This is a genomic window from Flavobacterium sp. NG2 (assembly GCF_034119845.1).
In the GTDB taxonomy this organism is placed as follows: Bacteria; Bacteroidota; Bacteroidia; order Flavobacteriales; family Flavobacteriaceae; genus Flavobacterium.
Map to the genome: position 1 here is coordinate 825,762 of NZ_CP139420.1, position 21,480 is coordinate 847,241.

A 21,480-nucleotide genomic window follows, 5' to 3' on the forward strand; every position below is an offset into this window, starting at 1 on the left:
TATTCAGGAAAAAGCCCTATTTTCATTAGCTTGAAAATAGGGCTTTTGCGTTTATAAGATTTCATCACAACCAAATACTTGGTCTAAGCGAACGCCTTTTTCAGTATGTTTGACCGTGATGATTTCATTGTGTGCGTCGTGTTCCAAAAATAAGTAATACATATTATCGGCAGCGGTGTTTAGAAATTTCGTTTTCTCAGGCATGGTCAATAACGGACGTGTATCATAACCCATTACATATGGAATAGGGATATGGCCTGCTGTAGGTAATAAATCAGCACAAAAAACGATGGTTTTATCTTTATATTGAATGTGCGGAATCATTTGTTTTTCAGTATGACCATCCACGTATAAAATCTCAAATCCTAACTCTTTTGAAATTCCAAAATCAGAATTTGGTTTTTCAAGAAATTGCAACTGACCACTTTCTTGCATGGGTAAAATATTTTCGGATAAGAAAGACGCTTTTTCTCTTGGATTAGGCTCCGTTGCCCATTGCCAATGGTTTTCATTGGTCCAAAATTTGGCATTCTTAAAAGCAGGTTCGTAGCCGGTTTTTGTTTTGTTCCAATTGACACAGCCGCCACAGTGGTCAAAATGTAGATGTGTCAGGAAAACATCGGTAATATCATCACGATGAAAACCATATTTGGCTAACGAAGCATCCATAGAATGGGAGCCCCAAAGCGAATAATACCCAAAAAACTTTTCAGACTGCTTATCCCCCATTCCGGTATCAATCAAAATTAATCGGTTTCCATCTTGAATTAGCAAACATCTCGCTGCCATGTCGATTAGATTATTAGCATCGGCAGGATTGGTTTTGTTCCAAATGATTTTAGGAACTACACCAAACATAGCACCGCCATCGAGTTTAAAATTTCCAGTTTCTATTGGGTATAGTTTCATTGTTTTAAAAGTGTTGGAAGGTTGTCTGTCATTAAAAGAATAATTGCAATTTACTAAATTTGATTAGTATGAGTATCGAATTTTTATTTTAAAGACAAGGCAAAGTATTCGTGAATTCGTGGCTTTTAATTTAATGTATGAGTGTGGTTCCTATTAAAAAAGTCGCAATAAGGAATCCTCATTGCGACTTTGGAAAGATTTTGTTTTTACTTCTTCAATTCCAAAAACAATCTCTTCAATTCAGGATTATCCTCGAAAGTATATTTCTTGTTTTTAATAAGCCCTTCAATATAATCAATTCGGTTTTCCGTTACGGGATGTGAACTCAAAAATTCAGGAATCGCAATGGTTTGTTCTTTTTGCAATCGTTCAAACAAATTAGACATTCCTTTTGGATTTACCTTGTTTTTAGTTAGTATTTTAAAACCATCGGTGTCCGCTTGATGCTCAAATTCTCTCGAAAACGAAAGTGATTGAAAACTATTTACGTTATCTCCAATAACTGCCATCACACCATTCGCATCACCCAAAATCAGCGAAACAAACAAATAGCCCGACAAGCTTCGACAAAGCATTTTCATCGAATGCCGATTGTTTACGTGTGAAGCTTCGTGACCTAACAGTCCAACTAGTTCATCGTAATTTTTCATTTCTTTGATAATTCCTGTAAAAACAACGATGTTGCCATCAGGCAAAGCAAAAGCATTAATTTCATCGGATTCTACAACAGTAAACTTAAGTTTCTTACTGTTATTCAAATCCAATTGTTGTGCAAAAGCATTTAAAGTTTTTGTTTTTGACGAATCTTTGGTTACAAAATAATCGTTTTCTAACCAAGCCGAACTTCCTAATTGATCATCATACTCCTCAGGAATTAACGCTACTGATTTTTCGCCCACCCACGGAATAACATACAGATAACTAAGTCCGATAATCGCTAAAATTCCTATCGCAATTATCAAATGTAAGCTGATGCCTAAATCCATCAGTTTTTGATACCAACCTATCTGCCCTTTTTCTTTTCTAAAAAGCTGAATGGCATCAATAAAATGATTGTCGACAATCTTAAGATGCTGAATCAAATCAGTGCCATGGTCTAAATGCAACCCTGTGCCTCTCTTATCGAAACTAATATTTTTTATAGGCCACTTATGCATTTGCCCATCGGTTGACTCAAAGCAAATCGATTCTTTGTATAAATCAAACGACACCTCAATTTCTTGAGGTGCCGATGAGTTGCCGTCGTAAAAAACAGCTGTTGTTTTGTTTTTCATAAAATTACATTACTGCATCTAAATCTAAGAAATCGCTTAAATCTTCGCCTGTTGCATCTTTGTAGTTTTCTTCTGTTTGCACAATTGTGTTTAAGTCAAGGTCTCCATCTAATTCAACATGTTCAAAAACAAATTTCAAAGTACGCATCGCTACCCAAGCATAACCCAAACCAAGTGTGAATATAAGAATAAAGAGGTTAACTATTACTAAGCTGAAAAAATCACCACCTGTGGCAGTTGACGTAAAATTAATTTTATCGTCTCCTTTTTTCAAACTTAAATTATTTACATAATATTCAAACAACTCTTTTTGCCACCAAAACATATAAATCCCTAAAGTAAAAATAGTTAAGAAATAGCCTTTAAGGTTCATTACAAAATAATCACCTCCATCACCATCATACTCAAATTCAGCATCACCAAAACGAACGTTTCCTAATAAATAATTTCGCATGTTCATCGCCATCCAAGGTCCATAAATCCCTAAGGTGATTATAGTAAGTCCAATCCATTTGAAGAACAATTTAATAAATTCAGTTCTATCTCCTCTATAGCCAAATCGAATTCCTCTCCAAGAAGTACGAGACATTCTATATCGATAAGAACCGTGAATGGCAAAAGGTAGAATTGCAAAAATCGCCACATAGAATAATAAAGGCCCTAAAAAAACAATATCAAAAATATACACTATCGAAATCACTACTATCAATAGAACTAAAAATATCAAAATTGCTTTAACAAAACCTTTAAACATTTCTTTTCCAGTTCCATGAAAGGAAAAAGAATCTCCATTTAAAGATGTTTCACTATATACAAATTGCAATTGTTTTGCTTTTGCCCAAGGATAATAAATCCCAAGAGTAAGGATGGTTAATAGCCAATTGACTATAACTATTCCAAAAAAGTCACTTCCTTTTCCGTGAAAATCAAGTGTGTAGTTTTGATTGTTTCCTAAGTTGTTTTCCATAATTTCGTTTCAGTTTACAGATTTAAAATTCTTGATAAAAATATACTATTTTATTTACTAAAGAAAACTAAATAAATAATTTCTATCCCTTCATTAGTTATAAAAATGTTATCTATTATGCAATACCGTTTTTATACATTATCTTTGCAGTTAATTTAGACAAAATCAATATAGCTAAAAAAGCTAGTGTTGATTCATAAAAAAGAAGCACATGATTAAAGTTTCAGATACTGCTAAAAAGAAAATCATCGAATTAATGAAAGACGATGGATTTGATGCTGCCAAAGATTACGTGAGAGTAGGCGTAAAAAGTGGTGGTTGCTCCGGCTTGTCTTATGATTTGAAATTTGACAATCAAAAAGGAGAAGACGATAAAATTTTTGTAGATAATGATATCACAATCGCTGTTGAAAAAAAATCGTTCTTGTATTTAGCAGGAACAATTTTAGAATTTTCAGGTGGTTTAAACGGAAAAGGATTTGTATTCAACAATCCAAATGCCTCAAGAACTTGTGGTTGTGGTGAATCATTTTCATTATAGGAATTAAAAATAAAAGGAAATAATCTAAACAAGACTATGTCAAAATATACTGAAGACGATTTAAAAATCGAACTCGAAAACAAAGAATACGAGTACGGATTCTACACCGAATTAGAATCGGAGACCTTTCCTATTGGCTTAAATGAAGATATCGTTCGTGCCATTTCACAAAAAAAGGAAGAGCCTCAATGGATGACTGATTGGAGAATCGAAGCTTTTAGAGCTTGGGAAGAAATGATTGAGCCAGAATGGGCGAATGTCAAATATGTAAAACCTGATTTTCAGGCTATCTCTTATTATTCAGCTCCAAAAACGGTAGACCCGAATAAAACCCTTGATGATGTTGATCCAGAATTATTGGAGATGTACAAGAAACTAGGGATTTCTGTCGATGAGCAAAAAATGATGAATAATGTGGCTATGGATATTGTTGTCGATTCTGTTTCGGTAGCAACAACATTCAAGAAAACATTAGGCGAAAAAGGAATCATTTTTATGAGTATTTCTGAAGCCATCAAAGAGCATCCAGAATTAGTTCGTAAATATCTTGGAACTGTAGTTCCTCAAAGAGATAATTTTTATGCAGCCTTAAACTCGGCTGTTTTCTCAGATGGATCTTTTTGTTATATTCCAAAGGGTGTAAAATGCCCAATGGAACTTTCTACTTATTTCCGTATCAATCAAGCAGGAACAGGACAGTTCGAAAGAACTTTAGTTATTGCTGACGAAGGAAGTTATGTATCGTACTTAGAAGGTTGTACAGCTCCTAGTCGTGATGAAAATCAATTACACGCTGCGGTAGTTGAACTAATTGCTTTGGACGATGCCGAAATTAAATATTCTACCGTTCAAAACTGGTTCCCTGGAAACAAAGAAGGAAAAGGTGGGGTTTACAATTTTGTAACCAAAAGAGGTTTATGCGAAACTAATGCTAAAATTTCTTGGACTCAGGTAGAAACAGGGTCTGCTATTACTTGGAAATATCCTTCTTGTGTATTAAAAGGAGATAATTCAGTAGGTGAATTTTATTCGATTGCCGTTACTAATAATTTCCAACAAGCCGATACTGGAACTAAGATGATTCACTTGGGTAAAAACACCAAATCGACCATCATTTCCAAAGGTATCTCAGCAGGAAAATCACAAAACAGTTATAGAGGATTGGTACAAATCAGTCCAAGAGCCGAAAATGCTCGTAACTTCTCTCAATGTGACTCATTATTAATGGGGAACAATTGTGGAGCGCATACTTTTCCATATATCGAAAGTAAAAATCCAACAGCCAAAATAGAACACGAAGCAACAACAAGTAAAATTGGTGAAGACCAAGTTTTCTATTGTAACCAACGTGGAATTCCAACGGAGAAAGCTATCGCTTTAATCGTAAACGGTTTCAGTAAAGATGTATTGAATAAGTTACCAATGGAATTTGCTGTTGAAGCTCAAAAATTACTAGAAATTTCGCTTGAAGGTTCTGTCGGATAGTTTTTTGTAAATTTGAAAAATCAACATTAAATTACAATTATTATGGATCTCATTTTAAAAAATGTAAAGAAAAAAGATTTTCCAGTGTTGAAATCATTGGCAAAATCGCTTGGTTTTGACATCGAAGAAAAGATTGATAAACCATATAATCCTGAATTTGTAAAAGAGATTTTGGAAGCTGAACAAAGTATTAGAGATGGAAAAGGAATAAAAATGACTATGGAAGAATTAGATGATTTATGGAAATAAAATTCTTAAAAGTCTATTTTTAAAATGAGTAATGTTTTAGAAATTAAAATAATCAATGCAACGGAATTTAATGACTTTTTAAATTTATCATTAAAACCAATGTTTTTAAATATTGATAAAAAAAAGAAAAATCAAGTTATAACTAATGAACACTATCTAGGAATGTTGTTTTTAGATATTCAACGAAATGGTTTTATTAAGATAAACTCGCTAGATTGTTTGGCAACTGAATTAAGAAGACACTCTTTTATTTTTGATAAAAATTGGGATAAAAGAGCAAAATTCATACAGAGCTTACTATATCCATAAAAGTTAAAACAGAAAACAAATTTATATAATAATTAAATAAAAAAGATCGCAAAGGATTTAAGTTACGTTATAGAAAACTTGAAACCTGAAACTTTAAACAAAAAAAATAATGTTATCAATCAAGAATCTACACGCCTCAATAGGTGACAAAGAAATATTAAAAGGAATCAACCTTGAGGTAAAAGCGGGAGAAGTTCACGCTATCATGGGACCTAACGGTGCTGGAAAAAGTACTTTATCAGCTATTATTGCTGGTAACGAGAATTACGAAGTAACAGATGGCCAAGTATTCTTGGATGGAGAAGACCTAGCTGATTTAGCTCCAGAAGAAAGAGCACACAAAGGAGTTTTCCTTTCGTTCCAATACCCAGTTGAAATTCCAGGTGTTTCGGTAACAAACTTTATGCGTTCAGCAATCAACGAAACTCGTAAAGCCAAAGGTCAAGACGAAATGCCAGCTAACGAAATGTTGAAGTTAATTCGTGAAAAATCAGAATTATTAGAAATTGACCGTAAGTTTCTTTCTCGTTCCCTAAACGAAGGTTTTTCAGGAGGAGAGAAAAAACGTAACGAGATTTTCCAAATGGCAATGTTAGAGCCAAAAGTAGCCATCCTTGACGAAACTGATTCAGGATTGGATATTGATGCTTTGCGTATCGTTGCTAACGGAGTAAACAAGCTTAAAAGCGATAAAAACGCAGTAGTAGTAATTACACACTACCAACGTTTATTAGATTATATCATCCCTGATTACGTTCACGTTTTACTAAACGGAAAAATTGTAAAATCAGGTGACGCTTCATTAGCACATGAGCTTGAAGAAAAAGGATACGACTGGATCAAACAAGAGCAGGAAGCATAATTTTTGTTTAAAGTTTAAAGTTTAAAGTTACCACAAGATAACTTTAAACTTTTAAACCTTAAACTTTAAACAAACTATAGAAAAATGGATTTAAAAGAAAAATTAGTATCGTCTTTTATGGCGTTTGAAGAGCGTATCGATGTGCATGCACAATTACACGATGTACGTACTGAAGCCCTAAAAAACTTTGAAAATAAAGGATTCCCTACCAAAAAAGAAGAATCTTGGAAATACACTTCGTTAAACGCCATCTTAAAAAATGACTTTACGGTATTCCCAAAAAACGAATCAGCGGTTGAATTCAAAGACGTAAAAAAATACTTTTTACACGAAGTAGACACCTATAAAGTCGTATTTATTGACGGTGTTTTCAGTTCGAATTTGTCTTCTACAACACATGACGGAATCGATGTTTGCTTAATGTCATCAGCATTAAACAAACCAAAATACAAAATGATTATTGATAATTACTTCAACAAAATCGCTAGTAAAGACGAGAGTTTGACGACCTTGAATACTGCTTTTGCTGCTGAAGGAGCCTATATCAATATCCCAAAAAGCAAAGTAGCCGACAAACCTATCGAAATCATGTATTTCTCAACAGGTAACGAAGCCGCTTTGATGGTACAACCTCGAAATTTAGTTATCGTTGGTGAAAATTCACACGTACAAATCATCGAGCGCCACCAAAGTTTAAACGAAAATCCAGTATTGACTAACGCAGTTACTGAGATTTTTGCTCAAAAACGTGCCATTGTAGATTATTACAAAATCCAAAACGATGCTTCGGAAGCAAACCTAATCGACAATACTTATGTTTCACAACAAAAAGAAAGTCATGTTTATGTGCATACCTTCTCTTTCGGTGGAAACTTAACCCGTAACAACTTGAACTTCTTCCATTTTGGAGAACGTTTAACAAGTACCCTAAACGGAATCACGATTATTGGCGACAAGCAACACGTAGACCACTATACCTTGGTAAATCACGCAGAACCAAACTGCGAGAGTTTCCAAGATTATAAAGGAATTTTCTCTGACCGTTCTACAGGTGTTTTCAACGGAAAAGTATTTGTTGAGAAAGAAGCGCAAAAAACCAATGCCTTCCAAAAAAGCAACAACATTTTGTTGAGTGATAAAGCAACCATCAACGCTAAGCCACAGTTGGAAATCTTTGCTGATGACGTAAAATGTTCACACGGTTGTACCGTAGGACAATTAGACGAAACCGCTTTGTTCTACATGCAACAACGCGGAATCCCTCAAAAAGAAGCCAAAGCCTTATTGATGTACGCGTTCTCCAACTCGGTTATCGAAGGCATCAAAATACCCGAATTAAAACAACGTATCACTAAAATCATCGCCAACAAACTAGGCGTGAAATTAGGATTCGATTTATAGATTACTGAACCACAAAGTTCACTAAAACTCCACAAGGAGCACATGGTTTTATACTTTGTGCTCTTTGTCATTTATAGCTGTTTTTAGGAGCAGAACATCAGGTGTTTTCAGGAATGATTGTTCCTGCCATTCGCTATATCTTGTGGCGGCTTAACGCCTGCCGCCACAAGGATGCCGCTGCTGTCAGGGCTAATTAGGGTATTTTGTTTTTATATTGGTGTTTTTCTTATATTTGATTCTAAATAATGAGTGATAATAATCATAAAACTTACCTTTATTTGGGTAGCGTTGTATGCTTTTGTCAGATAAATAAATTTTTGCTAAAAATTATACGGAATGCTTCCATTTGAAAACATAAAAAAAATAGACCTTTCTAAAGTTAATAATGGGTTTGCAGAAAATATTCCTGAATTATATGATAAATTAATTAGACCTCAATTTGAAAACTCAAAACTAATTAAAGAAATACATCATACTTTAGTTGAATATATAAATAGCAACGACCCTATATTTTTTATACGGCTTTATGGTTCATACACCAAAAAGAATTATGAATTACAAAGGAGAGGATTCTTAACAGAATATAGTGATAATATGAAGGTTAGTTTTTGTGATAATACATTCACATTACTTTTTGCTGAAATGAAATTAGCAAATATCAATTATTCATCACTTGACCTAAAAAAACTATTAAGTCAAAAAAAATTAATTGTAGGGTTTGGTCAGGTGTCAGAAGAAAAAGAACTTTGCTTTTACACTCCTAAAGATGCAATAAGAGCTAAGCTTAACGTCAAAGGATGGTATCAAGCGCATATTAAGCCAACAGGGTATGGTTACAACGATTTAGACCTCAAAACACTATTTCCTAACCCTCCAAGAATCGAATTTCAAAAAGAAGATAGAATTCGGCATATAAATGAAAAATTAACTTCTAATCAATTAAGAATTTTAAAAGCACATTTTTTACGACTAATACATCCATTTAATTCTTTTTTAGTTCCTAAAAAAAACCAATTAAGTTACTCAGGAAAAAATATTGGAGAAGAAAATGAATTAATTAATTTTGTAAGGAAACAGATAAAAAAAGGCTACCCAATTGAATATGAGGAATTTGACAATTTATCAATTGAATATAACATTGAAGAATCAAAATCGTTTATTACTAACATTCAATGGTTTGAAAAACCAATAAATGAAAAAAAAATAATTTCTAAAAAAATTGATTTAAAGAAGATGGAAAAGCTAACTGTAGAAAAGAATTTAGAAAATGAGCGATCTGAAATCGATCTAGAAATTAAATTAGAAAATACTTTAAGAGCTATAGGAAAAGAAATTTTTGCAACTGTATTGTATCCTGAATTAATTAAAAACATAGAGGTATCTTATGAAGAAATATCAAACAATTACACTGTATATAACAGCTTCACCATAAATTCACAAAAATCTAGACTATCAAAAGCAAAATCAATTTTCAGAGAAGGAGAAGAAACTGAGGCTCTATTAAATATTTATGAAAGTAAGAAAATTAAAAATGAAGTAAAATTAAAAATTGTTAATTATCTCAATATAAATGGTTATAAAAAAGCCCTCAGCTAGCCCCAGCTGACACGGGCATAAATAAACACAACGGCTAGTGCGAGTTTCTAACTCATACCTACACAGATTGGCAAACACACAACAAACAAACCAATCTTTGTCACGCTGTAAGCGTCCTACACAAAGTGCTCACCACACCTCAGATTCCTACGGAATGACAAACTTTATGGTTAAAAATGACCATCAATTGTGAATGGATTAAAATCCATCCCTACAATCTGAGCCGAGCCTACGGCTCTTGACTATTATTTATAAAACGAATTAAATTTCCAAACCTATTTACATGATAAAGTTCCGTAGGAACGGCACATTTTGTAGCCCCGAAATTTATTTCGGGGTAATGTATTGACATAGACAACAAAGTCCCATAGGGACGACATAGTATTACAACCAAGCTTTGTCACGCTGTATGCGTCCTACAAAAAGTCCCCATTATACTTGAGATTCTCCTTCAGAACAACAAACTTTACGGACTATAATTATCACAACCTAAGATTTTTAAAGACTTCTGTGTATCTCTGTGTTTTTTCTTTCTGTCCCTTTGTGAAACAACTTAATCTTCACTCAGAAAAAAATTACAACCAAATAAATTCTAAATCATTTTTTTCTTACTTTAGTATCACACATCCAATACCACATATTTCCAAAAAACAAATTTTATTTTAAATTCAAGCCTTAATCAAATAAGGCTAAGTCAAGTTGTTTTTAAAAATGGAATTTGTGTATGAATATAAAATTACTCTTCTTTTTATTTATTTCCCTATCGGCATGGAGCCAAAATAAAACTGCTATTTCGGGAACTGTTCTCGACTCCAAGACCTTGCAACCTTTAGCAAATGCTGTCGTTTCTATTCAGAACACTAACCTAATGCAGTTAACAAATCCCAATGGAAGCTTTATCATCAACGAGGTCGTTTCTGGCGACATTTTGTTGTTAATTCATACCCAAGGTTATAAAGATGCCTTAATTCCCATAACTATCAAAACAACTGAAATACTGAATTTAGGCTCCATCCTCCTTGAAGAAGATATAATTACCGAACAACAAAGCAATACCATACGGATTTTTGAAAACGACTTAAATGAGGACAATGGCGGCACCGAAAGCACTTCGGGCTTATTGCAGTCTACCAAAGATGCTTTTCAACAAGCAGCGGCTTTTAACTGGGGCCAAGCCCGTTTTAAAGTTCGTGGATTAGATAGCGAACAAGCCTATACCCTCATCAATGGCGTTAAGATGAACAAAATCTACGACGGCAGACCACAATGGAGCAATTGGGGCGGTCTTAACGATGCCACTCGTAATCAAGAATGGACCTTAGGAACAACCGCCTCCGATTATGGTTTTGGAGGAATATTAGGCACACAAGAAATCAACACCCGAGCTTCCATCTACAGAGCTGGTACTCGCATCACATTGTCCGCTACCAATAGCAATTATAGTTGGCGCACGATGGTAACACATGCTTCTGGGATGAATGCGAAAGGTTGGGCTTACGTGATTTCGGCGGGGAAGCGTTGGGCAAATGAAGGTTATTTTGAAGGTACTACTTATGATGCGAATTCAGCTTTTATTAGTATCGAAAAGAAACTAAACGATCAACACGCCTTAAATTTTACCGGAATTTATACGCCCAACCAAAGAGGTAAAAATGCGGCTAATACAAATGAAGTTATTGAATTAACATCAAGCACTTACAATCCGTATTGGGGCTATCAAAACGGAGAAAAAAGAAATGCCCGCGTCAAAACCATCGAGGAACCCATTTTGATGCTGAATCACTATTTTTCCATCAATGACCACAGCAACCTCAACACAAGTTTGATGTATCAATTTGGAAAACTAAGCAATAGCAATATTGACTATCAAAACGCCAACAGCCCCGACCCTACTTATTATCGAAAGTTACCGAGTTATTACAGTTCGCTTTATGCTTCTGATAATGGTGAATACTCCGGTGCTTTTACGCCAGATTTTGAAAATGCTGAAAAGAACAAACTTCAATTTTTAGCCCAACCTCAAATTGATTGGCAAGGGTTATACCGAGCCAATCAAAGTCCGATACTAGATTCGAACGGAAAAATCACGGGCTATCAACCTGCACAAAGTCATTACGTCCTCTACGAGGATCGTACCGACGATAAAACAGCTGTCGCTAACACGATTTTTACCACCCAACTTAGCGATCATCTTAGTATGAATGCCGGTGCTTCGTTTTCGAATCTTAATTCCCATAACTATCAAAAACTTACAGACTTGCTTGGTGGTGCTTATTTTGAAGATATTGATGCGTTTTACAAAGGCAATCAAGCCCAATCCGACTTGAATAACCCCACCCGAAAAGTGGGTGTAGGAGATTCTTACGGGTATAATTTTAACTATTTTGCTACAACTTTGGATGCTTTCACTCAATTCAAATTTACCTATAACCGCATAGATTTTTATTTAGCACAAAGCTTTTCGAATACGAAATACCAACGCGAAGGCTTGTACAAAAATGGACTTTATGAACAGATTTCCTTTGGCAAAAGCCAAAAAATTACTTTTGAGAACAGCGGCTTCAAGGGAGGTTTAGTCCTTAAAATATCAGGCAAACAATCGGTAACTTTTAATGCGGCACATTTGACAAAAGCACCTTCGTTAAGAAATAGTTTTTCGAATGCTCGCTTAAATAATTCCGTTGTGCAGGGACTGCAAAGTGAAACTCTCAACAGCCTTGATGCTTCTTATTATTACCGTTCCCCTAAAGTACAATCACGATTAACCGCCTATTATGTCAATTTGAAAAACGCAACGAACACCACCTTTTTCTACGCAGAAGGGATTTTTGATAATGGTGCTGGTTACACCAATACCAATGCTTTTGTAGGACAAACATTGACACAACTTGACAAGAAAAACATAGGACTCGAGTGGAGTTTAGAATATCCAATTACGACAACACTTAAAACCAGTTTTGCTGCCGCCTACGGACAGTTCATCTATGCTAACAATCCAAATTTGACGGTTAACAACGATGCTTTATCTACAATTGACAATCAAAATCCTAGTTTTGATTTTGGTAAAACCCAACTCAAAAATTACAAACAAGCTGGAATGCCACAACAAGCTTACAGCTGGAATATAGAATACCGTGACCCTAAATACTGGTGGCTAGCCGCCAATGCCAATTACCTTAACGACCATTATGTTGATGTTTCGCCAATAGCGAGAACGACTCGGTTTTATACCAATCCTGCCAGCGGTTTCCCCTTTCCTGAAGCTACTGAAGAACGAGCCAAAGCACTTTTGGAACAAGAAAAACTAGATCCTGTTGCTTTGCTAAATGTGATTGGAGGGAAATCTTGGCGTCTTCGCAAGAAATATTTAGGATTGTTTTTTAGCATCAATAATGTGTTGGATACCAAATATAAAACTGGTGGATACGAACAATCCCGCAATGCTAATTACCGACAACGCGATCAAGATGTGTCTAGCGGCACGCCTTCTTTTGGCAACAAATATTACAACGGTTACGGCCGTACCTATTATTTCAACCTTAATTATAGTTTATAATAAATCGTTTGTTTATGAAAATCAACTATCAAATTAGAGCAGGATTCATATTGATATTTTTAGGCTTCACTTCATGTATTTCCGAAGAAAGCAGTATTCCGCAATTGGTATGCAATCAACCCGATTTAAAAACCAATCGAACCGTATACGATGTCTATAAAACCGCCAATACGGTGGTTACCAAATATGCTTATGATGATATTATAGAAGCCTATGTGGTTTCGACAGATGAATATGGAAATTTTTTCAAGACGATTTCATTTCAAACATTGGCTACAGCCTCCTCCCCTGCTATCGGTTTTAGTGTTCCTGTGGATGCCAGTAACTTGTATATTGATTATCGGGTGGGCAATAAAGTCTATCTAAAACTAAAAAATCAATATACCGATTTGTATTTTGACGGACTTCGAATTGGCAGTATTTATGCCAATGCCTTCAATGAAGCAACCGTGGGACGCTTATCGCAAAATGATTATAAGAACGTACTTTTCCCTTCCTGTACAACCTTGGACGAAAGTCAATTAATCAAAAACCTAACGATTCCAGAGTTATTAAACCCTTCTAACCTGAATACGTTGATTGAACTAGAGGATGTTCAATTTGCTGAAGAAGCCATTGGTAGAAAATTTTATGAAGATGCCAACAACGTTGGTGGTGGTACCAACTGGAACTTGGTTGACAAAAATGGTAATCAAGTCTATTTGAGAACCAGCAGCTATGCTCGATTTGCAACAACTACTATACCTACAGGAAAAGGAAAAGTGAGAGGTATCCTGACTAAATTTGGTTCTGATTACCAATTACTAGCGCGTTCTGAAAAAGATATTGAAATGACTGGAACCCGAGCGATTCCGTTTTTTACTGAGGATTTTCAATCGGTTACTGAAAATACGAATGTCAGTCTTCCGGGTTGGTCAAATTTTGTCCAAGCAGGTTCTTTATTTTGGAGAGGAGCCGTATATAATGGAAATGGCTGTGCCGAATTTGCCATTAGCGGCACCAAAGTAGCTTCAAATATTGCTTGGTTGATTTCGCCCAAAATTGATATGGACTTGCACACGAATGAAGTCCTTACTTTTAGAACAGCACAACACCATCTCGATGTTGATTCACCACTAAACACTTTGGAGGTTTATATTTCGACCAACTTTAACGGTATTGATTATGCCAAAGCGACTTGGATAAAAGTACCATTTAACTTGCCTAAGCAAGCAACGCCTTGGTATCAGTTTATAGGTTCAGGAGGCGTAGATTTATCAGGCTATACAGGCAAAATTAACATTGCTTTCAAATACATTGGTTCTGGGAAAACCACTACACTGGATGGCGCTTTTCAAGTAGATGATGTTCAGATTTTTGGAGATAAAAATAAGTTTGTACAAGGGGTGCATTAACCACAAAGAACACAAAGGCAACACTAAGATTCACTAAGATTTTTAAACATCTTCATTTTTTATACTATGCTTCTAACAGAATACAATCAATTCTCAGAGCTAAAAAAAGCTGCTAAATTTATGATTTAATTAGAATTTTAGTATTGGTTAAATACCATACATTTGCAAAAAACCAACCAATAATGAAACAAATCCTATTAGCAATCACCTTTCTAATTGTAACATCCTGTTCCAAGAATGACTATGAAACCATTGATTATGTTACGAAAAACGAACAAGAAATCACCGATTATATTGCAACAAATAATTTAACGGCTACCAGAAGTAATTCTGGCTTGTATTATGTGATTACCGAAGAAGGAACTGGAGCCCAACCTACAGCCACTTCAACTGTTACTGTTGCCTATAAAGGAAGTTTTATTAATGGCCAACTTTTTGATAAAAGTACTGACGCAGGTATTAGTTTTAGTTTACAAAGAGTAATCAGAGGTTGGACCGAAGGAATTACATATTTCAAAGAAGGAGGCAAAGGATTGCTTTTGATTCCTTCACATCTCGCCTACGGAAGTTATAATTACAATGGTATCCCGGGAGGCTCAGTACTAATCTTTGAAATACATTTGATTAGTATAAATTAGACACCAAAACTCATTAAAATCAACAATAAAACAATTAAATAAAACTCAATTTATCATGATGAAATTTGCACTTTTAGCCGTTGCTTTGACATTATCCGTTACTTCTTGTAAAAAGAAAGACAATAACGAAGAAACAACTGAAACAACCCATTCGGTTGCCAATAACGACCAACAAATACAAGACTACCTAGCTAAAAATAATTTAACCGCCAAAAAAACAGACTCTGGATTGTACTATGTAATTACCGAAGAAGGAACTGGAGCACAACCTACAGCCGAATCAAATGTTACAGTTGCTTATAAAGGGTACTTTACAGATGGAAATGTTTTTGACCAAAGCGGTGCTGAAGGAATTTCGTTTGGATTAGGTCAAGTAATCCCTGGATGGACAGAGGGAATTACCTATTTTAAAGAAGGTGGAAAAGGAATGCTCTTAATCCCTTCTGATTTAGGTTATGGAAGCGAAGACAGAGGACCAATCCCAGGAAACTCAGTACTTATTTTTGATATTCACTTAATTAAAGTAGATTAAATAAAATAGCAATTATTTACAACGAAGCGCAAAACTACAACACAAAATTATTCTAAGAGATACTGTAGATTTGCGCTTCTTTGTGTATCTTAGGAAAATATCTCCGTTACAAAGAATAAAATAATTTACATTCGTTACTACAAAGCAAATCGCTAAATTTGCAGCTTATTCCATATTATGTTAGAAAAAGAAGTAATCAATTTCGAAAAAACGGCCATTGTAGGTATCATCACTCAAAATCAATCTGAGGACAAACTCAATGAGTACCTCGACGAATTAGAGTTTTTGACATTCACTGCTGGAGGACAAGTAGTCAAACGCTTTTCGCAAAAAACCGATAAACCCAATCCAAAAACCTTTGTAGGAACAGGAAAACTAGAGGAAATCATGTATTATATCAAGGAGAACCAAGTTTCGACTTTGATTTTTGATGATGAACTTTCGCCTTCTCAACAAAAAAATATCTCGAAATTAATTCCAGATTGTAAAGTACTTGATAGAACCAACCTTATCCTTGATATTTTTGCACAACGTGCAGAGACTTCTTATGCTAGAACACAAGTAGAACTGGCTCAATGTCAATATCTATTACCACGCCTTTCAGGGATGTGGACTCACTTAGAGCGTCAAAAAGGGGGTATCGGGATGCGTGGACCTGGAGAAACGGAGATTGAAACAGATAGACGTATTGTACGCGATAGAATCTCTCTTTTGAAAGATAAAATCAAAACTATTGACAAACAAATGGGAGTGCAACGCAGTAACCGTGGTGCAATGGTGCGTGTCGCTCTTGTAGGATATACCAATGTGGGTAAATCAACCTTGATGAATGCTGTTGGAAAAAGCGATGTGTTTGTTGAAAACAAACTCTTTGCAACACTAGATACTACGGTACGTAAAGTTGTGATTAAAAACTTGCCTTTTTTGCTTTCTGATACCGTTGGATTCATCCGTAAATTGCCTACACAACTTGTTGATTCCTTCAAAAGTACTCTTGACGAAGTGCGCGAAGCCGATTTATTATTACACGTAGTTGATATTTCACATCCTGATTTTGAAGACCATATCGCCTCTGTTAACCAAACGTTAATGGATATCAAAGCACACGATAAACCAACCATTATGGTGTTTAACAAAATCGATGCTTACCGCCATTTGACAATTGACGAAGACGATTTGATTACCGAAAAATCACAAAAACATTATACCCTTAACGAGTGGAAATTGACTTGGATGAGCCGTGTAGGAGAAGCCAATGCATTGTTTATATCAGCCACTAATAAACAGAACTTTGAAGAATTTAGAGAACGTGTTTATGAAGCCGTAAGGCAAATTCACATCACCCGTTTCCCTTACAACAAATTCTTGTACCCTGATTACAAGGATGCCATTGAAAAAGAAGATAAGGACGACGAATAATTCCTTCAACCTAATTACCAAAATCCCTTTTGTTGATAGCAAGAGGGATTTTTTTTGGGCATGTCCCTGCTTCCACTCCGTTACATCAGGGTCAGGCTGTCCGCTGTATCTTTTGTTCCGCTACCGCTGCACAAAAGGATGCCGCTTCCATCCTTCATGCAAATATATTTTATCATTTTTCTAGCTTTCATTACAAAGAAACACACCTTTTTTAAGCAGTAATAACCCAATTATCAAAAATAAGTTCCTATTTGTATAGTAAAAACAAAAGGCTTGCAACAGTGAAGGACTTTTGTTTTTACAGTCATTTTAAGGCGTTTTAAAGACGATTTAAACACAAACAACACTACAACCAAATAATTTGTTTTTCACTTAAAACACAATACTTAAATGCTTCTTAAAACTATATTTAAATAAATAGCCATGACCTGTCTGCCGACAGCAGATTTTATATTATAAAACAATTAAAAAAATCTGTGTAAATCCTTTTCATCCTGTTATCCAGGTCCAAATGCATAATCTAGGACAAAAAGAACCTTGGAAGTAACTAGCTCCAAACAAAAAAGCTTCCAAAATTTGACTTTTGGAAGCTTTATATTTTTTAGATAATCTACAAATTACATATTAGACAACCACCCTTGTGGATTAGAATAAGTGGTATTTTGCAGCAATAAAAACTTGATAACTGTTTTCCCAGTTTCGCCACTCGTTCTTACACGACCCAAACTTTGCTTTATATGTACTTTATCTCCTTTATTTACCGATACTGTACTTAAATTTTGATAAACAGTGAAGTAATCTCCATGCTGAATCATTACAGCCTTATTCACTGGTGACAAAATCATTACACTGGCCACTTCACCTCCAAAAACGGCTCTTGCATTGGCACCTTCTTCAGTTGTGATTTCGACACCACTGTTGTGAATTACCAACGTATTGTAAATAGGGTGCGCTTGATCTCCATAGCCTAAAGAAACAAATCCTTTTTCGACTGGCCAAGGTAAATTACCTTTGTTTGCTCTAAAACTATCGGCAATTAATTTGGATTCTGGCGTCAACTCAATTCTAGACGAAGAAACCTCTGAACGAGAAACAACAGGTGCCTTAACCTCTTCTACAGGTACTGGCGCAGCTTTTTTAGATGATTTTGGCGCTTTTGCAGCGGCTTCTGCAGCAGCCGCAGCTTTTGCTTCAGCAAGTGCTTTTGCTTTTGCCTCAGCAGCTTTTCTATTCGCTTCGGCAATGGCTTCACGAATCAATCGATCAATCTGGCGGTCTATATTTTTAGACTCACTTTGTTTTTTACGAATTTCAGATACGATTCGGTTTTTATCTTTTTTAATTGAATTAACTAATTTTTCTTGCTCTATTTTCTCTAGTTCAAGCGAAGCACGTTCTTTTTTATTCTCTTCAAGAAGTTTTTGTTTGGCGACTTTTTGTTCATTTAATTTTTTATTGACGGCCGTCAATTCTATAGATTTGCCTTTTATTTCTTCGCCTTGTTCTTTTCTAAAATTAGTGTATTGCTTTAAATATTGAACTCTTTTGAAAGCCTGCAAAAAGTTTTCTGAAGACAAAATAAACATAGCACGGCTTTGCTCTGAACGGCTTTTATAGGATTGTACAATCTTTTTTGCATAATCTTCTTTTAAAACCAATAATTCTTTATTCAGTTTATTGATTTTAAGTTGATTCAAATACATATCATTGGCCAACAACTTGGTTTGTTTTTCTGTAGTACTAATCAAATTCTCTTTCAGCCTGATTTTGTTTTTTTGAATCAAATACACATTCATCGCTGATTTTTCTTTGGACTGAACCGACTTTAACATCTTCTCATTATCCTTAATTTCCCTTTGAATTTGGGCTTTGCGCTGCTCCAACTTTTCTTGTTGAGACGATTGACTCCAAAGGACAGAAGTCATGCACAATAAAACGAGGCTTAGAAAAAACTTTGGCATCTTGAAAATATATTTTTGCAAATTTAATTAATTAAAATTCTTTTGTAGCCATTTGGGACACTATATGGAAAAGAAAGTTCTTCGTTGAAAGAAACCGAAGTATAATCTAAATTAATTTCGGTTTTTCCTTTTTCCTGTATCGCATGTATTTGAACGTTTGTAGGCATAATTAAAGCGTTAAATAGGCTGAAATTTGCGTACTCAATTTGTATTTTTCTGGCTTTATCAGTTTGTGCTACTTCTTGTTTTTTAATTTTAAAATTAGCCGCATCAATGTAGAACGTTTTTTGGGTCGAATTATTTGCTTTATCATCCAATCGGTACAATTGTTCGGCCATAGTTTGATTGTATTTGCCTTTTTTTAAGTCATCAAGAGATTCTCCCATCAGCATATTTTGAATTTTATCATAATTCAAATCAGTTCCTAACCATTGACTCAAAGTACTAAAATCACCTTCAAAATAAGTTCCTTTAATTTTTTCATAATAACTCACTGTCTTTGGTGTGATAGATGCTTTGGCCATCGTTATTCCTAAAAAACGAATGCTCACTAAGATTTGCTCGTCTTTTTTAATGCGAATTTCGGCTGTAACATTTTGTGATTGATTGCCGTTATCAAAACTTGCATCAGATTTGATATAAACTGTTTTGAAATCGGCTTTATTTGCGTACAATTTTTCAATTACTGCATTGGTTTTTAATCCTATAACAGCTTCTGAATCTACATTTTGCACAAAGGTTTGCTTTGATTTACAAGATACTAAAGCAAGACTGCTAACCAAAGTTAACACAAAGAAGTTTCTTTTAAAAAAAGAGGTTGTTGTCATTATTTGTTTTTTAATAATTGGTTGGCTTTAGAGAAATAAAATTCCTTTTTGGAATTATTCCCTAAACCGTTGTAGGCTTCTCCTAGTTGAATATTAAAATTAATTTCTAATTTCCTATCTTCAACTACAAAATCCATACCCATTTCGAGCACTTCCGTTGCTTTTTTAAATTGTTTAAGTTGGTTGTATGCCAAACCTGAAAAATAATAAAACTGTGGTTGATTTGGAAAAAAATCAATCAAATCAGATGCTTTTCTTAATACAACGTCAAATTGATTCATATCTGTATATGCTTGTAGCAAAAGTAGGTTGTTTTCAACATCTATTTTTTCACTTTTACTATTTGAAAGTTCGTAATATTTAATGGCTTTGGCCCATTCTTTTTTCGAATGGTAATATTTACCCACTTCTTTAGATACATCTATCTCTGAATCAGCATCAAAATAACCAATAGCTTTCTCTACCTCTGATTCATACTGTGGATTTGAATTGACAAAAATTAAAAACTCATTGAAGATACGGTGTTTTATTTTGGAATCTATTTTGGCACTAGCCAAAACAATATTCATAGCCTTGACAGCTTTATCGCCATCTTTATTTTCTATATGGAATTTAAACAAACTTACTTGCGCCCATTCCGATGTAGGTATTGCCGTTTCTAATTGTCGTGCAGTTTCCAAAACTTTATCAATCTCATTATTCTTGGAATAAAAGTAAATTAGATTGACATAATTAGATTCTTCCTTTGGATTTTTCTTGATTTGTTCCAATAAATTTTGAATCTCAGCATTTTGGTACTTTCCCTGTGATAAAATCTGGATTTTATAGGATTCACGTCGGTCTGACTTGCCAACGGTTTCATTTAGTTCATTAATTAATGCTAAGGCTTTATCAAATTGAGCCGTATTCATATACAAAGAAGTTAAGTCTTCCTTGAATTTTGGATCAAAACTAATCAGCTTGTTAATCGTGGGAATGGCTCCCAAATAGTCTTTGGTTGCATAATTTACATCGTAAATACCTATCCAAAACCATTTGTTAGTAGGGTCAATTTGGGTCGCTTTTTCAAAAGCTGTTTGGGCATTGCTATATTTTTTTAATGCCAAATAATTTTTCCCCAATTCAAAGTGAACGGTCGCATTTTCAGGTTCTAATTTCAAACACTTTTCTAAAGCCAGAATGGCTTTGTCGTAATTTTCAATTCCCTTTTGCTTTAAGGCTTCATAAAAATGATCCTGAAATTTGTCTTTATCAGTTTTAACGTAATCATTCTCAGTTTGTGCCAATGCAGTAGTAGCATTGCCAAGCAAAACCAAAAACAACAGCGATAAAACCGATTTTCTTATCATTTTTTTTAAAACCACAAATTACACAAATTATCACAAATCTTGTTGTCAATAAATTATAGCCACAGATTAAAAAGATTAACCTGTGGTCTTATTTTAAATCACAATTGTATAAATTGTTCTACAGTGTACAGCTTTGATTATCTAAACTAAGTAAAACGCCTACATTGAAACTAAAAAACCTATGATTCTATGTGTTTAAAAAACACCTCAA

18 protein-coding genes are annotated in these 21,480 nt (G+C 34.6%); 12 read left to right on the plus strand and 6 right to left on the minus strand.

Annotation, left to right across the window (positions count from 1 at the left end):
- Positions 1-51 precede the first annotated feature (51 nt).
- The 3 genes from SLW70_RS03385 to SLW70_RS03395 form a co-directional block, all read right to left on the minus strand.
- Complete coding sequence (locus SLW70_RS03385) at positions 52-909, minus strand: MBL fold metallo-hydrolase (protein ID WP_320890589.1); 858 nt, start codon at positions 907-909, stop codon at positions 52-54.
- Between the two features lie 206 nt (positions 910-1,115).
- Entirely contained in the window at positions 1,116-2,183 is a 1,068-nt protein-coding gene (locus SLW70_RS03390; protein WP_320890590.1) for a M48 family metallopeptidase, read from the minus strand.
- 4 nt (positions 2,184-2,187) lie between these two features.
- Complete coding sequence (locus tag SLW70_RS03395) at positions 2,188-3,150, minus strand: YjgN family protein (protein ID WP_320890591.1); 963 nt, start codon at positions 3,148-3,150, stop codon at positions 2,188-2,190.
- Positions 3,151-3,361: 211 nt separating this feature from the next.
- On the opposite strand from SLW70_RS03395, the gene SLW70_RS03400 reads away from it, so the two are divergent.
- The 12 genes from SLW70_RS03400 to hflX all read left to right on the plus strand — a co-directional run bounded on the left by SLW70_RS03400 (position 3,362) and on the right by hflX (position 17,132).
- Complete coding sequence (locus SLW70_RS03400) at positions 3,362-3,691, plus strand: iron-sulfur cluster assembly accessory protein (RefSeq protein WP_320890592.1); 330 nt, start codon at positions 3,362-3,364, stop codon at positions 3,689-3,691.
- A 36-nt stretch (positions 3,692-3,727) separates the two neighbouring features.
- Positions 3,728-5,176: a Fe-S cluster assembly protein SufB gene (gene sufB, locus SLW70_RS03405; RefSeq protein ID WP_320890593.1), complete on the plus strand. Its 1,449-nt coding sequence runs from the start codon at positions 3,728-3,730 to the stop codon at positions 5,174-5,176.
- 42 nt (positions 5,177-5,218) lie between these two features.
- A complete protein-coding gene (locus tag SLW70_RS03410; protein WP_320890595.1) occupies positions 5,219-5,425 on the plus strand; it encodes a DUF2683 family protein in 207 nt (68 codons plus the stop codon).
- Positions 5,426-5,449: 24 nt separating this feature from the next.
- Positions 5,450-5,734, plus strand: coding sequence for a hypothetical protein (locus SLW70_RS03415; protein ID WP_320890597.1), 285 nt, complete (start codon positions 5,450-5,452; stop codon positions 5,732-5,734).
- Positions 5,735-5,843: 109 nt separating this feature from the next.
- Positions 5,844-6,596 carry a Fe-S cluster assembly ATPase SufC gene (sufC, locus tag SLW70_RS03420; protein ID WP_320890598.1) on the plus strand — a complete coding sequence of 251 codons (753 nt, stop codon included), beginning with the start codon at positions 5,844-5,846 and terminating at the stop codon, positions 6,594-6,596.
- Positions 6,597-6,680: 84 nt separating this feature from the next.
- Entirely contained in the window at positions 6,681-7,997 is a 1,317-nt protein-coding gene (gene sufD, locus SLW70_RS03425) for a Fe-S cluster assembly protein SufD (protein WP_320890599.1), read from the plus strand.
- Between the two features lie 336 nt (positions 7,998-8,333).
- Entirely contained in the window at positions 8,334-9,593 is a 1,260-nt protein-coding gene (locus SLW70_RS03430) for a hypothetical protein (protein ID WP_320890601.1), read from the plus strand.
- Between the two features lie 724 nt (positions 9,594-10,317).
- A complete protein-coding gene (locus tag SLW70_RS03435) occupies positions 10,318-13,149 on the plus strand; it encodes a TonB-dependent receptor (protein ID WP_320890602.1) in 2,832 nt (943 codons plus the stop codon).
- 14 nt (positions 13,150-13,163) lie between these two features.
- Positions 13,164-14,543, plus strand: a complete 1,380-nt coding sequence (locus SLW70_RS03440) for a DUF5689 domain-containing protein (protein WP_320890604.1) — start codon at positions 13,164-13,166, stop codon at positions 14,541-14,543.
- A gap of 182 nt (positions 14,544-14,725) precedes the next feature.
- On the plus strand, positions 14,726-15,181 hold the full coding sequence (locus SLW70_RS03445) for an FKBP-type peptidyl-prolyl cis-trans isomerase (RefSeq protein WP_320890606.1): 456 nt from the start codon (positions 14,726-14,728) through the stop codon (positions 15,179-15,181).
- Between the two features lie 58 nt (positions 15,182-15,239).
- Positions 15,240-15,713, plus strand: a complete 474-nt coding sequence (locus SLW70_RS03450; protein WP_320891740.1) for an FKBP-type peptidyl-prolyl cis-trans isomerase — start codon at positions 15,240-15,242, stop codon at positions 15,711-15,713.
- Positions 15,714-15,890: 177 nt separating this feature from the next.
- Complete coding sequence (gene hflX, locus SLW70_RS03455; protein WP_320890607.1) at positions 15,891-17,132, plus strand: GTPase HflX; 1,242 nt, start codon at positions 15,891-15,893, stop codon at positions 17,130-17,132.
- Positions 17,133-17,749: 617 nt separating this feature from the next.
- On the opposite strand, the gene SLW70_RS03460 is transcribed toward hflX, so the two are convergent.
- The 3 genes from SLW70_RS03460 to SLW70_RS03470 are packed head-to-tail and all read right to left on the minus strand — an operon-like array spanning position 17,750 to position 21,269.
- Complete coding sequence (locus SLW70_RS03460) at positions 17,750-19,093, minus strand: murein hydrolase activator EnvC family protein (protein ID WP_320890608.1); 1,344 nt, start codon at positions 19,091-19,093, stop codon at positions 17,750-17,752.
- A 23-nt stretch (positions 19,094-19,116) separates the two neighbouring features.
- On the minus strand, positions 19,117-19,920 hold the full coding sequence (locus SLW70_RS03465) for a DUF4292 domain-containing protein (protein WP_320890609.1): 804 nt from the start codon (positions 19,918-19,920) through the stop codon (positions 19,117-19,119).
- Positions 19,920-21,269: a tetratricopeptide repeat protein gene (locus SLW70_RS03470; protein ID WP_320890611.1), complete on the minus strand. Its 1,350-nt coding sequence runs from the start codon at positions 21,267-21,269 to the stop codon at positions 19,920-19,922. Before SLW70_RS03470 ends, SLW70_RS03465 begins: the two co-directional genes overlap by 1 nt.
- Positions 21,270-21,480: the final 211 nt, after the last annotated feature.